Here is a 15897-nt window from a genome sequence, read left to right as displayed (position 1 = left end):
TGCTAATTAAGCTTTTTTATACTTATTTTTAAGAAAAGTAAATAATTTAAATCCTTCATTATAAAGTGTTAAACCTAAACCTAAAGGAATTCCAATTGCCAGAACCATTGGTGCTTGTATATAAACATTACCCACCATTCTAAAGACATTTGAAAGATCTGGAATTAAAACTACAATTAAGATTAAAGTTACTGAAACAGTAACAGCTAAAATTACAATTCAGTATTTAAAACTATTTTTAAGATTGAAAATAGTTTTATGACTCATTAAATTAATTCCATTCAATGAAGCGCCAATTCCTAAAGTTAAAAAGGCAGCAGTTGAAGCAGTTTGTAAGAAATCTAAACCACTTAAACCATTTTTAGCAGCGTATAAACCGCCTAAACTATAAGCAATTAAAGTAAGGAGTGAAAGAATTAGGGATTGAGCAAGTAAATTTCAACCCATTCCTCTTGCAAAAATACTTTCGCCTTTGGCATAAGGTTTTCTGCTCATTACATCAGTATCGTTTTCAATTAATCCTAAAGCAATAGCTGGCAAGCCATGTGTTAAAAGATTAATTCATAGTAATTGTGAAGCACTAAAGATGTAAAAACCTTCGCTGCCAATGTGATTTCTAAAGGCAAGGAAAAAGGCAATCATTCCAATTAACATCACTAAGACTTCAGTTAAAGAAGAAACAAGTAAGTTTAAAATCACAATTTTAATTTTGTCATAGATTTTACGCCCATTTTTAATTGAGTTAACAATTGTATTAAAGTTATCATCAACTAAAATTAAATCAGCTGCTTGTTTAGAAACATCTGTTCCAGTTATTCCCATGGCACAACCAATATCACTAGCTTTTAAAGCAGGCGCATCATTAACACCATCCCCTGTCATAGCAACAACTTTTTCATGTGCTTGTCAAGCTTTAACAATTCTTAATTTGTCACTTGGATTAACTCTAGCATAAACAGAAATATGTGTAACTTTAGCATTTAATTCTTCATCACTCATGGCCGCTAAGTCTTCACCAGTAATTGCTAAATCATCATTTTGGTAGATTCCTAAATTTGTGGCAATAGCTTTTGCTGTGTGCAAGTGATCTCCAGTAATCATCACAGTTTTTACGCCTGCTCTTTGTGCCTGCGCAATACTTTGTGCAACATTAGCTCTTGGTGGATCAATCATTGCAATTAAACCAACAAATTCTAAATCATTTTCGTCATTAAAGTCTAAAACTTCTTTATTAACTACCTTTTTAGCAACAGCTAAAACACGATAACTATTATTTGCAAATTGACTATTAATTAGCTCAATTTCATCACGTTTAACATTTAGACATCTATTTAAAATAACATCTGGCGCACCTTTAGTAATCATTAAATTTTGCCCATTTTCTTTAATTAAAACTGACATCATTTTCCGATCACTATCAAAAGGTAAGGCGCTTAAGTGTGGAGTAGTTTTTAATAATTCTTCTTTTTTGATGCCATAACCATAAGCAAATCTTAATAAACCTGTTTCAGTTGGATCACCAACTTCTTCAAATGTGTTTGTGGTTTGATTAAAATGAATTGAAGCATCATTACATAAAGTTAAATATCTTGCTAAAGAAGCATAATCACTATCATTAGAAACAGTTGTATGACTAAAGGTTTTGCCATTGACAAAACCATCAACCACAGTCATTTTATTTTCAGTTAAAGTTCCAGTTTTATCACTACAAATAATTGAAACTGAACCTAAAGTTTCAACAGCTAGAAGATTTTTCACCAATCCTTTTTGTTTTGACATTTTGGCTACACCAATACTTAAAAGTACAGTTGTAAAGGTAATTAAACCTTCTGGAATAGCCGCAACAGCTAAGGAAATAGCTGTAACAAGTGCGCTTGTATAAACATCAGCCTCATTTCAAATACCTGAAACAACATTGCTTAAAACAATTTGAATAATAAAACTTACGAAAAGTAGAATTACTCCGGCAAAACCAAAAATTTTGCTCAATTTATTTAATTTAATTTGCAGTGGAGTTAAACTCTTATCTTGCTCTTGAATCATTGAATTAATTTTGCCAATTTCGGTTTTTTCACCCACGGCTTCAACAATGGCAATTGCTTTACCATTTGTTACGTGTGTGCCTGAAAAAATTAAGTGTGAGTTATTAGCTAGAGTTGCATCTTTGGTTTTTTCCCAATTAGCAATTTTATCAATGGCTAATGATTCACCCGTTAGAGAAGCTTCAACTACTTTTAAGTTATAAGCTTCAACTAATCTTGCATCAGCACTTATTACATCTCCAGCATTTAAAATTAAAACATCACCAACCACTAATTCTGCTGCGGGAATTAATTGAATTTTGCCATTTCTTTTAACAGTGGCAAAAGTTTCATTCATTTTAGCTAAAGCTCTCACCGCTTGATCACTTTTAACTTCTTGATAAGCGCCAAGCATACTGTTTAAGAAAATTACTAGAAAAATAATTCCAGGTTCAACATAAGAAACGATAATTTCACTTCTCTCATTATGTCCACTAACATGTTCATAAATAGCTAAACCTAAACTAATTAAAGCAGCAATAATTAATAAAATAACCATTGGATCTATAAACTGCTTAATAAAAGCAACAAATGGATTAATTTTTTTAGTTTTAACTAAAGTATTTGAGCCAAATTTTTCTAACTGCTCTTTTACTTCTAAGTCGTTTAAACCAGTTTCTAGATTTGTCATAAAATCCTTTCTTTATTAACTTTAATTAAAATAATTATTTAAAATAAATAATTGTAATTATAAAGTATATACACAAGAGGCAAAAAAGATATAAAAAAATGGCGGAACAGAGAGGATTTGAACCTCCGCGGGAGTTGCCTCCCCTACAGTCTTAGCAGGACCGCCTCTTCAGCCTCTTGAGTACTGTTCCACAGTTTTCTTATTATATACAAAGAGTTTAAAAGAGAAGTAAAAAAACAGAAAAAAATTTAGAAAAAACAACAAATCATAATTAATAAATAATTTGCTGTTTTTTTATAAATTATGTTAAATCTGCTTTGTTTAATAGCAAGTCTGTATAAATTGGAGCATGATCACTTATAACGCTAGAAATATAACTTGTCTCAGTTTTGTAATCATAATCATTTTTTTGAAGGAAATTTTTTCATTCTTGAAATGAAGAAATATTTTCTCAAAGTCCTGATTCTGGAAAAGCTAGAAGATCATATTTATCACTATTAGTAACTTCTAAATCACCTTTATAGAAGATTTTGTCATAAGGTTCACTATAATTAAAATTTCTTCCAATTGAAGTTGGATTATCTTCCTTCAATAGTGACTTGTAATTATTTTGAACTAAAAGTGGTTCAAAAGCTAAAGCTTCATTATTTTTTTTAATGTTTGTATCACCCATGAAAATCAATTCATTGTTATTTCCATCAATATGGTCATATCAATTCATGGCCGCATTTAAATTCCATGCTTCATCTAATTCTTGTGTTCCTTGTTTTTTATGAGAAACTTCTTGATTTTCTTTGCTAACTCCTGGTGAGTCAAAATGACCTATAACAAAGGTGAAATCATTTTTTTCGCTTCCTTTAGTTTTAAATTTAACTCCAAAAGGAGGTCTAACAAAACCTAGATTTGAATCTGAATTAAAATGTGGTTTATAATTCGAATTATCATATGAAGTCCCTATTAAGTTATTATCAAAAGCAATTGCGTCTAATTTACTTGCTTTATAGATAAATCCTGATAATTCATGTTGCTTACTATTTGACTCTAATAGAACATTTTTACCACCTTTATCATAATCGCTAATAACATATTTTCAATTTGCTTCAGTATTCAATGTATTTAGCTCTTTAACCAATTCAATTAAAGCTTCTGGATTAAATAATTCTACTATTCCTTGAACATCGATATTTAAATAATTAATAATTTTACTTAACGCTTTGATTTTGATGTTTTTGACTTTTTCATAGTTTTTTTCGGTTAAAGAAAATTTATAAGTGTTTCATAAACCTAATCTAATTTGTTCTAAATTTTTTTCTTCATTTGTATTTTCGGTTGTTCCATCTTTTTTATCAGAATTTTCATCTTCTTTTTCCTCACTTGAGCCATTTATAGACTCAGAAGGAGAATTGGTATTTTTTGGTTCTTCTTTTTCTTTATTTGATGGATTTGCAGGATCAGAAGGTTGTGAATCAGTATTTTTTGGATCTTCGGGATTATTTTTTGGAGGTTCTGAATGAGTATCTTTTTTTTCTTCTTCTAATAGAGAAGTTGTTTCATTATTTTTTTTATTGTCAGGTTCTTCTTCTTTTTTTTCTTTTTCTATAGATTGAATTGAAAGATTTTTATTATTAAATTTTTCAAAAAAGTCATTGCTTGAAAAAACTTTTTTCAAAATTTTGCTTTCTTTTTGTGTTTCTTTATCCTGAATTGAAAATTCAACTATAACTTGATCATTCTCTAAAAATATTGATTTAATTAGAAGTTTAAATTTAGTATTTTTAAATTTTCTTCTCTTTTTAATTAATGAGCGAAAGTCATTTGGTGTTTTAACAAAATTATTCTTTTCTTCTTGTGTAGCTGTTTCGTTAAATTCTAATTGACTATTTTCAACTTCACTATTTAATTCTTGTAATAACAATTCTTCATCATTAGTTTTATTTATTGGTTGTGATTGATTATCTGTGTTTTTAGTACAAGCTACAGAAATTAAAGGTAAGGTTAGAGTTGAGGCAGTTAACAATCATTTTATTTTCTGGTTTTTATTCATAAATCTCCCCTTTATTTTGAAAATGTATAGCCAATCAAATAGTTTTTCGACTAGTTTTAATAATTTTATGTTGTCCTGACTTTTTAATGGCTAAAATATCGCCTTTTTTCATTAAAATCAAATTATTATTCATATCGCTTAAATATGCTTTGCCTTTTAACAAAAATACATATTCATAATCATGATTAGTGAGTCAATCGGATGAAATACTATTCGAATAAATTAATTCTGCTTTAAATTTAGAATTTTGACAAACATTTTGAAAAATTTCTTTATTTTTATTTAGTTCTCTTCACCTAAAAGAAAAAATATTTTTTATTTTGTTAAAAACATTCTGTTCTCTATTCATAGTTTTATTTTACATTAAGTTAATTACTTACTTAAGTAATTAAAAATAATATATTTTCTGGTATTTTCATTATTATTGTGCTATAAATTTTGTTAAAGTTTATTAACATATTTTAATTTTTCTGATGCTGAATTAAACATATTCTATTAATTTACGATTAAAATTTTATGTCAGTAAATTTATATTAAATTTGCTTTTACAACTTATTTATAAGGTTTTAAGGATTTAAATATTAATATTTATTTTTATTTTTTAATTTACAAATATAAATAATCAATATAATTCTTTTTTCTTTTAAGATTAAAAACGAAATTTTTCATTTTCATTATTTTAAAAATAAAAAAAGTACAAATAATTTGTACCTTGTTTTCTAATTTATTACTTGTTTGAAATTAATTGCTTTTGCCTTTAAATAAGTGAGATATGTTAATTCATAAATATTATTAATTATGAAGATAAAAGAAGTAAATATCATAAATATATAGGTTATTTTCCCTATATTAGTTCAGTGGTTTCAATTTAATCCAAAGATTCCTAGAATAATTAAAACAATAGAGAAAATTATTCTACTTGAATATTGAAAATATTTATTAATTTTCAATAAATTTTCAGATTTTAATTTTCTAAAATACAAATTAGTTAATTCAAGAACAAAGTGTGAAATTATTCAAATTAAAAAAATGTATAAAAATGATAATGTTAGAGATGTATTTATTCAAGTATTATGATCTGAATTAATAAAGTGTGATGTAAAAGCGTAATAAGTAGGTGCTATGTAGGAGGTTTCTCCTGGTTTAGTATTAAAAGCGACGAATTGATTAGGCAATAAAATTAATACAAAAGAAATAATCAAGATTAGATTTAAAAATATAGAAATTGATAATTTAATTTTTTTCATTTTTACTCTTTTCTAGAGAAATATTCATTTGCTTTTTAATTTGTTTTAACCTCTTCTTTATAATTTTTAAACGTTTGTTTAATAAATAATTTGTAATTTCATTTTGTTCTAGATAAAACGTAACCAACTATTTCACAGATGTTTTTTAACATAAATAATCCAATTGTCCAGCTTATGATTTCATAAGTGTTATATCCTAATTCAGTGATGATGTTATCGTCATTACTTTCATGTTTCATTATTACAATTAATGCAATAATGAAAGCAATACTAATAATATTTTCTACTAATTTCAAGATAGGATTATTTTTTTTATTAATAATTCTTAAAACAACATAAAAAATAATTCAAGATATAAAAGTATAAAAGAAAACTAAAATAATTGTGACATTGATATATGTTTTAACTGTTCTATCAATAGTATAAAAAATAAATGAATAATAAGAGGGAGTAATAAAAGGTTCTCCTGGTGCAGAATGATAATCAACAAATTGATCAGGCAATAGTATAAAAACAAATGATATTACTAAAAGAATATTTAACAATGCATATATGATGTTTTTAATAATTTTTGTTTTTTTCATTTTAACGATGTTTAATATTTTTTATTTCAAAATGCATGTTTCCATTAATAATTCCGGTAATATATATGTTTTTTCATGATTTAATCAACCGTAATGAGCAATTAAATGTTTATTATTATATCCATAAATTAATACAGAATGCAAACCTTTTTCTCCTTGATCTTTATCCTCTGTTTCACCTTCTTTAATTGGATTAAGGAAAAATGAACCTGATGCTAAAACAGGCATTCCATAATCAATATAAAAATCTAATCATTTTGTTTCAGGTTCTCATTTTGCATATGATTTATAAAATAAATTTCTATCTTTTAAATATTTATAAAATATTTTAGTCAATTGATGAGGTCATAAACCATTTCCATAACCAAGAGATTTACCAATTTTTAGCAATTCATCTTGTAAAGTATAACTAGTAGTTATTAATTCATTTTTTTCATTTAAAAACTTTTTATCAATTAAATTAAATTTTCCTCATGTTTTTACATGCCATCAATATAACATTAAGGTTGTGACTGTGTAAGTACAAGTACCATAAATATTTCTTGGAAATTTTGCTTTTTGAAGAATTTCAAAGCCATTTATTAAAGTTTCATTTTTTATTTTTGATGAGCCAAATTTATATGTATTTTTTAATCTTCTTCCTGATCCATTGTCATTATAATATCTTAAACCAATATTTTCTCGATTAACATTATTTTCTATTAAAGAATGTTCTCTTATTTCATTTAATAAATTATCAAATTCCTTTTTTAAATATTGAAAATTATTAATATTTTTTATTTTTTGATAGGTAATTAAATGAATAAATTCATTATTTATTTTTTTGTAATATTGAAATGGACCAAAATAATATAGTTCGTCAAAATTTGTGTCAACTTCAACTAACGGAGTTTTTTCAAGAAACACTTTTGATATTGGATCAAAAATATATAAACCTTTGTTATTTTCTTTTTGGACTAAAATCAGTTCTTTGTCACTAACTGTTTTAAGTTTTTTAAGAATAATATTATCTAAATTTAGGTTTTCTTCTTTTTCTATTTCATGTTTAATAAATTCTCGAATTTCATTTGAAAATTCTTGATTTATTTTCGCTGATGCACTTATAGAAAAAGCAATAGGCAATAATATAGAGCTTGATGCTATGAAAAAAAATCTTTTTTTCATTTTTTCTCTTTTCTGTAAAAAAATAAATTTTATTTTTACATTTTGATTTTATTCTTTTTTAAAAAATAAAAAAAGAAAGCCGACTTTTTTTAAGCTGATAAAAACTGCTTTTTAATCTGAAAAAAGTTACTAAAAAGCATTAATTGCTAAAAAATGCAATAATTTAAAAAAATAAATTTCATTTTTTTGAAAAAAAGTAATAAAAAAACACCCTCAGGTGCATATTCTTTGAAAACTGAATAGTAATTTTATGGTTCATTGAAATGTCTTAATACACATAACAACTTTTAAACCGATCGATTTATTAGTAATGGTCAGCTCAACGTATTACTACGCTTACACCCCCATCCTATCAACCTCATAGTCTATAAGGAATCTCAAGGGAATACTTATCTCTGAGGAGGCTTCCCACTTAGATGCTTTCAGCGGTTATCCTTTCCGTACTTAGCTACCCAGCTATGCTCCTGGCGGAACAACTGGAACACCAGTGGTACGTCCACTCCGGTCCTCTCGTACTAAGAGCGGCTCTCATCAATATTCCAACGCCCACATCAGATAGGGACCAAACTGTCTCACGACGTTTTGAACCCAGCTCGCGTACCGCTTTAATGGGCGAACAGCCCAACCCTTGGAACCGACTCCAGCTCCAGGATGCGATGAGCCGACATCGAGGTGCCAAACCTTGCCGTCGATGTGATCTCTTGGGCAAGATAAGCCTGTTATCCCCAGGGTAACTTTTATCCGTTGAGCGACTGCCATTCCACAATGTACAGCCGGATCACTAAGTCCTGCTTTCGCACCTGCTCGACTTGTAAGTCTCACAGTCAAGCACACTTCTACCTTTGCGCTCTGCATACGGTTTCTGACCGTATTGAGTGTACCTTTGAACGCCTCCGTTACTCTTTAGGAGGCGACCGCCCCAGTCAAACTACCCACCACGCACTGTCCTCCCACCTGATAATGATGGCAAGTTAGAAACTCAATATAACAAGGGTGGTATTTCAAGGTTGACTCCCTTAGAACTGGCGTCCTAAGATCAACATCTCCCACCTATCCTACACATGTTAGACCAAATTTCAATACGAAGTTATAGTAAAGCTCCATGGGGTCTTTTCGTCTTGATGCGGGTACCCAGCGTTTTCACTGGGACCATAATTTCACCGAGTCTAGTGTTGAGACAGTTGAGAGATCATTGCGCCTTTCGTGCAGGTCAGTATTTAGCCGACAAGGAATTTCGCTACCTTAGGACCGTTATAGTTACGGCCGCCGTTCACCCGGGCTTCATTTCAACGCTTCGCATAAAGCTAACGCATCCACTTAACCTTCGGGCACTGGGCAGGCTTCACCCCCTATACATCACCTTGCGGTTTAGCAGAGAGCTGTGTTTTTGATAAACAGTTGCCCCTCATAATTTACTGTGGCCTATGTGTTACCATAGGCGCCCCTTCTCGCGAACTTACGGGGTCATTTTGCAGAGTTCCTTAACACTAGTTTTCTCGCTCGCCTTAGAATACTCATCTTGGGGACGTGTGTCCGTTCTCGGTACAGGTTTCCTTAAATTTAAGTTTAGAAGCTTTTCTAGGAAGTATGAAATCACCTAATTCGCACTTGACGTGCTATGCGTCATTTCTCCCGGTTATGAGTTGCGGATTTGCCAACAACTCCCAGTTAAAACTTACCCCACAATCCAATAAGTGGTAAGGCTATCCTTCTCCGTCACTCCATCACATTTAAAGAAAGTACAGGAATATTAACCTGTTGTCCATCGACTACGCCTGTCGGCCTCGCCTTAGGTCCTGACTAACCCTGGGTGGACGAACCTTGCCCAGGAAACCTTCCCCAATAGGCGTCGTAGATTCTCACTACGAATCGTTACTCATACCGGCATTCTCACTTCTTAGCGCTCCACCAGTCCTCACGGTCTGACTTCATTGCCCTAAGAACGCTCCTCTAACGTACAAATGTACCCGTGGCTTCGGTATCGTGTTTTAGTCCCGTTAAATTATTGGCGCAAGACCTCTTGACTAGTGAGCTATTACGCACTCTTTAAAAGGTGGCTGCTTCTAAGCCAACTTCCTAGTTGTTTATGAAATCTCACAACCTTTCTCACTTAACACGATTTTGGGACCTTAGCCGACGATCTGGGTTGTTACCCTCGCGAGCCGGGACGTTAGCACCCCGGTTCCGACTGCATGACAATACATAATGGTATTCGGAGTTTGATTATAGTCAGTACAGCTAGGCGCCGCCATTCCATATTCAGTGCTCTACCACCAAAACTTAACATCACACGCTAGCCCTAAAGCTATTTCGAGGAGAACCAGCTATCTCCAAGTTCGATTGGAATTTCTCCGCTATTCACAAGTCATCCGGGCACTTTTCAGCGTACTACGGTTCGGCCCTCCACTTGGGGTTAGCCAAGTTTCAGCCTGCTCATGAATAGATCACCTGGTTTCGGGTGTACTTCAACATACTAATGCGCCCTATTAAGACTCGATTTCTCTACGGCTCCGCTTTTTCCGCTTAACCTCGCATGTTAAAGTAACTCGCCGGTCCATACTGCAAGATGTACGCCATCACCCATAAACGGGCTCTGACTAATTGTAAGTAAGTGGTTTCAGAATCTATTTCACTCCCCTTTCGGGGTTCTTTTCACCTTTCCCTCACGGTACTAGTTCACTATCGGTGTCTGATTAGTATTTAGCCTTACCGGGTGGTCCCGGTAGATTCAGACAGGGTTTCACGTGCCCCGCCCTACTCAGGATACGACCAAGAGACTTAACAATTTCGCATACGGGGATATCACCCTCTCTGTCGCTTCTTCCCAAAAGCTTCTGCTATCATTAAGTTTTGTAACTCTATGTAGATCGTCCTACAACCCCATAAAAATGGTTTGGGCTCATTCTCGTTCGCTCGCCGCTACTAAAGAAATCATTATTTATTTTCTTTTCCTCTTGCTACTAAGATGTTTCAGTTCACAAGGTGTCTCACTCATTTTCCTATGTATTCAGAAAATGGCAACTAGACATTACTCTAGTTAGGTTTCCCCATTCGGAAATCCCCGCTTCATAGCATATATCCGGCTCCACGAGGCTTATCGCAGGTAATCACGTCCTTCATCGACTTTCAGACCCAAGGCATCCACCACAAACTCTTCCTTATTTAAAAGTATGTTCCTAATTGGTTATTTTATGATGTGTATTTTAAGACATTTCAATGAATCATAATCTTTTATGATTACTCGATGAATCAAAACAAATTGACTAAATTTAAAATTTATATTTGTTTAGATGTCGTTGTAAATATTTTAAAATAATTTACTATTCAGTTTTCAAAGAACAATTGAGAGAATGTTCTCTCAAAACTAGACATAATGCTTATGACCTAAAAAAGCCATGAACTGTTGATATATATAAAATGATGTTAGGTCGAAAATTATTAAATTTAAGGTTAAAGTGAATTCATATTCCAATAATTGAATTCTTAATGTACTCCGTAGAAAGGAGGTGATCCATCCCCACGTTCTCGTAGGGATACCTTGTTACGACTTAACCCCAGTCACCAGTCCTGCCTTAGGCAGTTTGTTTATAAACCGACTTCGGGCATTACCAGCTCCCATGGTTTGACGGGCGGTGTGTACAAGACCCGAGAACGTATTCACCGTAGCGTAGCTGATCTACGATTACTAGCGATTCCGACTTCATGTAGTCGAGTTGCAGACTACAATCCGAACTGAGATCGGTTTTTTGAGGTTTGCTCCCTGTCACCAGTTTGCTTCTCTTTGTACCGACCATTGTAGCACGTGTGTTGCCCCACTCGTAAGAGGCATGATGATTTGACGTCGTCCCCACCTTCCTCCCAATTACTCGGGCAGTCTCCTTAGAGTGCTCAACTTAATGTTAGTAACTAAGGACAAGGGTTGCGCTCGTTGCAGGACTTAACCGTACATCTCACGACACGAGCTGACGACAACCATGCACCATCTGTCATTCTGTTAACCTCCACTATATCTCTATAGCTTTGCAGAAGATGTCAAGAGTGGGTAAGGTTCTACGCGTATCTTCAAATTAAACCACATGCTCCACCGCTTGTGCGGATCCCCGTCAATTCCTTTAAGTTTTATTCTTGCGAACGTACTACTCAGGCGGATCATTTAATGCGTTAGCTGCGCCGATGAATTTTCCATCAGCTAATGATCATCGTTTAGGGCGTGGACTACCAGGGTATCTAATCCTGTTTGCTCCCCACGCTTTCGTCTCTCAGTGTCAGTATATGTCCAGTTAGCTGCCTTCGCCATATTGGTGTTCTTCCTTATATCTACGCATTCCACCGCTTCACAAGGAATTCCGCTAACCTCTACATAACTCTAGTATGCCAGTATCCAACGCGGTTTGGGGTTGAGCCCCAAAATTTGACGTCAGACTTAACAAACAACCTACAGACGCTTTACGCCCAATAATTCCGGATAACGCTTGCGACCTATGTATTACCGCGGCTGCTGGCACATAGTTAGCCGTCGCTTTCTAATAAGGTACCGTCAAGGCAAAAGCGTTCCACTCTTCTGCTTTTTCTTCCCTTACCACAGCAGTTTACAACCCATGGGGCCTTCATCCTGCACGCTGTGTCGCTCCATCAGACTTTCGTCCATTGTGGAATATTCCCTACTGCTGCCTCCCGTAGGAGTCTGGGCCGTATCTCAGTCCCAGTGTGGCGGTTCAGTCTCTCAACCCCGCTAAACATCATCGCCTTGGTGGGCCGTTACCTCACCAACTAGCTAATGTTGCGCACCCCGCTCCTTTAGCGGAACAATTGCTCCTTTCACACACTTTTCATGCGAAAAATGTGCATATTTGGTATTATCGGCTGTTTCCAACCGCTATCCCAATCTAAAGGGTACGTTGAGTACGTGTTACTCACCCATTCGCCGCTAAGTTCCGAAGAACTTCGCTCGACATGCATGTATTAGGCACACAGCCAGCGTTCATCCTGAGCCAGGATCAAACTCTCGAAAAAATTGACTGTCATGTTTATATGTCTAGTTTTCAAAGAACATTTTTGCAATGCTTGTTAAAGTTTGCTTTACTATTATAACTAACTTTTTAAAAAGTCAAGTATTTTTTTAAATTTTTTTAAATTAATTTCAAATGTTTGCTAAAACATTCAAATTTATCTTAACTTAGCAAAATGTTAGCCGTTTAATCTTAGCAAATAAATTAAAAACATAAACAAAAAAATAAAAATAATTTATTAGTTGTCCATAATAGATAGTCATTTGTTACATAAATAAATAATAATAAGAAACAAGAAATTAAAATTAAGTGACTTGCATATAATTTAACACATTTTAATGTTCAAGATTAAACACTTTACTCAAAATTAATTAAAAATAAAAAAATCAGAAAAAGTTTTAAAGCTAATTCTGATTTTTGTTTTTTAAAGCAATTCTTTATAACGTTTAATAAAGATTTTTTTCACAATCAAAACCAAAGTAATATAAAGGGTAAGTAAACTAAAGAGCATAACGTAGTAAAGTGGGTTTAATGCTTCTAATTTAAGTGCACCATTTAAACCTGGAATATAAGGTGCAGCCGTAACTAATGTAATTGCACAAATAGTAAAAGTTAATAGAATCGGTGTTGGTTTTGACTGAATGAAAGGAATTTTTTCGGTTCGAATAAAATGAATTACCAATGCCTGTGTTCACATTGAGAGAATAAATCAACCAGTTTGAAATAAAGTTTGAAATTCTCCACTACTTGCGTTTGGATAAAGACTTGGAAGCAGTCAGAATTTTAAAATTAAAAAAGCTGCTATATCAATTAATGAAGAAACAGGACCAAATCAAAGCATAAAACGTAAAACACTTTTTGAATTTCATTTTCGTGGTTTGGTAATAAAGTTTTTATCTACTCGATCTCAAGGAATAGCGCCTGAGGAAATATCTGAAATTAAATTTAAGAACAAAATTTGAACAGCTAACATTGGCACAAAACCAAGAAGTAGAGATGCAAAAAGAATACTAATAATGTTTCCAAAATTACTACTTACTGTCATCTTAATGTACTTATTCATGTTTGTGTAAGTTTTACGTCCTTCCACAATTCCTGTTGCTAGAACATTTAAGTCTTTTTCAAGCAAGATGATGTTTGCAGTTTCTTTGGCAATGTCTACTGCGGTATCAACAGAAATTGATACATCAGCCACTTTCATTGCTGGTGCATCATTAATTCCGTCACCCATATAACCGACAACATGTCCTTTGCTTCTTAATGCATTAATAATTCTGGCTTTTTGATCAGGACTTAATTTAGCATAAATATCATAATCGTTTGCTACTTCAGCTAATTCTTCATCACTTAAAGCCATTAAATCTTTTCCAAGCATAATTTTATCCGCTGGAATTCCTACTTTAGCACAAATTGCTTTAGTTACACGCGCATTGTCACCAGTTAAAATTTTGACATTGACACCTAAATTATGTAAATTTTCAATAGCTGAAGCCGTTGATTCTTTCGGTGGATCAAGAAAGGCTAGATAACCAATTAGTATCATGTCGCTTTCATCACTAAGTTCAAATTTATCATTTTTATAATTCGCACTTTTTTTAGCAACCGCAATAACTCTCATGCCTTGATCATTTAATTTATCAACATGTTTTAAAACTTTTTGAACTTGTTTTTCATTTAATTGTGAAACTTCACCATTGTATTCAATATGTGTACAAATGTTTAAAATTTCTTCAACAGCACCCTTAGTAATTAATTCACTATCTTTAGTTTCTTTATTTCTAACAACTACGGACATTCTTTTTCTTTGAAAATCAAAAGGTATTTCATCAATTTTACGATATTGATCTTCTAAAGATCTCAAAGTTAAATCTACATCAGAAAGTTCTTCAGTTCTTTCAATAATTGAGATATCTAACAAATTTTTTAAACCTGTTTGGTAAAAACTATTCAAAAAACCATATTTTAAAACTTTGTTATTTTCTTGACCAGCAACATCCAAGTGTCTTTCCAAAACAACTTGATCCATTGTTAAAGTTCCTGTTTTGTCAGTGCAAAATATGTCCATTGCTCCAAAATTTTGAATTGAACCTAAACTTTTAACAATTGTTTGTTTTTTAGACATTGATAAAGCACCTTTAGCCAAAGTACTTGTCACAATCATAGGTAGCATTTCTGGTGTTAAACCAACTGCCACAGAAATAGCAAATAAAAAAGCATCTAATCAAGTTTTTCCTACTTTGAATTCGCCTCTAAATCCTGTAATTATAAAAACTAAAGGTACAACAATAAGCATGACACGAATTAAGAGTCATGAAACTGATTTAATTCCTTTTTCAAAATCTGTTTTTGTTGGTTTTTCGTTAATTTTTTGCGCAATTTGACCTAAATATGTGTGATTACCGGCATTTAATACTATTGCTTTTGCAGAACCTGAAACAACATTAGAACCCATAAAAGCTAAATTTGTATAATCTGTTACGTTTGCTGATGAATCCGCAAAATTAGTTGCAAATTTTTCAATCGCATCACTTTCACCAGTTAAAGATGATTGTGAAACGAAGAGATCTTTTGCACTAAGAATTTTAATATCAGCAGGAATAATATCACCTGCGGCTAGAATTACAATATCACCTGCTACTACTTCTTCAAGTGGAATTTCATAAAAAATTCCGTCTCTTTCTACTCTAGTTGTAGTTTGGACCATTTTTACTAGTTTTTCCGCACTTGCGCTACTTCGACTTTCATTTACAAAATTTAAAACACCACTAATAATAACCATAATCAAAATAATTGACATGGTAATTGGGTCAGGTTTGCCACTTTTAGTTGCCAAAGGCAAGATGACATCAGTAATCATTGAAACAATGGCTAAAATGATTAAAATGATAGAAAATGGATTAATAAAAGAGTGGAAAAGTCTTTTAAAAAGTGTGGCTTTTCCTTTTTTAGCTAGTTTATTTTCTCCATATGTTTGACGATTGTGAAGAATTTGCTCTTCACTTGCAATTCCTTTTAATGAAGAATTAAAAGTTTCAAATAGGGCATTATTAGACATTTGTGAATATTTAATTAAGCTACTTTTTGCATTAAAAGTTTCATTATTTTTTTTAACTTTTTTAGCCATAATTCACCTTCTT

The 15897-nt window shown here is 32.3% G+C and carries 6 protein-coding genes, 1 tRNA gene, 2 rRNA genes and 1 pseudogene; all 10 read right to left on the bottom strand.

Annotation, left to right across the window (positions count from 1 at the left end; translation table 4 throughout):
* Window positions 1–6: 6 nt before the first annotated feature.
* On the bottom strand, window positions 7–2712 hold the full coding sequence (locus EXC37_RS01475) for a cation-translocating P-type ATPase (protein WP_029892125.1): 2706 nt from the start codon (window positions 2710–2712) through the stop codon (window positions 7–9).
* Window positions 2713–2811: 99 nt separating this feature from the next.
* Window positions 2812–2902: transfer RNA gene (locus EXC37_RS01470), tRNA-Ser, on the bottom strand.
* Window positions 2903–3013: 111 nt separating this feature from the next.
* Window positions 3014–4756 carry an endonuclease/exonuclease/phosphatase family protein gene (locus EXC37_RS01465; RefSeq protein WP_029892124.1) on the bottom strand — a complete coding sequence of 581 codons (1743 nt, stop codon included), beginning with the start codon at window positions 4754–4756 and terminating at the stop codon, window positions 3014–3016.
* Window positions 4749–5105 carry a cupin domain-containing protein gene (locus EXC37_RS01460; protein WP_029892123.1) on the bottom strand — a complete coding sequence of 119 codons (357 nt, stop codon included), beginning with the start codon at window positions 5103–5105 and terminating at the stop codon, window positions 4749–4751. The genes EXC37_RS01465 and EXC37_RS01460 overlap by 8 nt, the downstream gene beginning before the upstream one ends.
* A 370-nt stretch (window positions 5106–5475) precedes the next feature.
* A complete protein-coding gene (locus tag EXC37_RS01455; RefSeq protein ID WP_006608370.1) occupies window positions 5476–6003 on the bottom strand; it encodes a hypothetical protein in 528 nt (175 codons plus the stop codon).
* A 35-nt stretch (window positions 6004–6038) separates the two neighbouring features.
* Window positions 6039–6587, bottom strand: a complete 549-nt coding sequence (locus EXC37_RS01450; protein ID WP_029892122.1) for a hypothetical protein — start codon at window positions 6585–6587, stop codon at window positions 6039–6041.
* A 1-nt stretch (window position 6588) separates the two neighbouring features.
* Window positions 6589–7751: pseudogene (locus EXC37_RS01445) on the bottom strand (cysteine peptidase).
* 283 nt (window positions 7752–8034) lie between these two features.
* A 23S ribosomal RNA gene (locus EXC37_RS01440) occupies window positions 8035–10919 on the bottom strand.
* A 331-nt stretch (window positions 10920–11250) separates the two neighbouring features.
* Window positions 11251–12764: ribosomal RNA gene (locus tag EXC37_RS01435) — 16S ribosomal RNA — on the bottom strand.
* The 16S and 23S rRNA genes sit together here, the layout of an rRNA operon.
* A gap of 420 nt (window positions 12765–13184) precedes the next feature.
* A complete protein-coding gene (gene mgtA, locus EXC37_RS01430; RefSeq protein ID WP_029892052.1) occupies window positions 13185–15884 on the bottom strand; it encodes a magnesium-translocating P-type ATPase in 2700 nt (899 codons plus the stop codon).
* Window positions 15885–15897: the final 13 nt, after the last annotated feature.

Origin of the sequence: Mycoplasmopsis columbina, assembly GCF_900660685.1 — a bacterium.
Classification (GTDB): Bacteria; Bacillota_I; Bacilli_A; order Mycoplasmatales; family Metamycoplasmataceae; genus Mycoplasmopsis; species Mycoplasmopsis columbina.
Note: the sequence above shows the minus strand (reverse complement) of the source record. Positions and strands in the feature narration are given on the sequence as shown.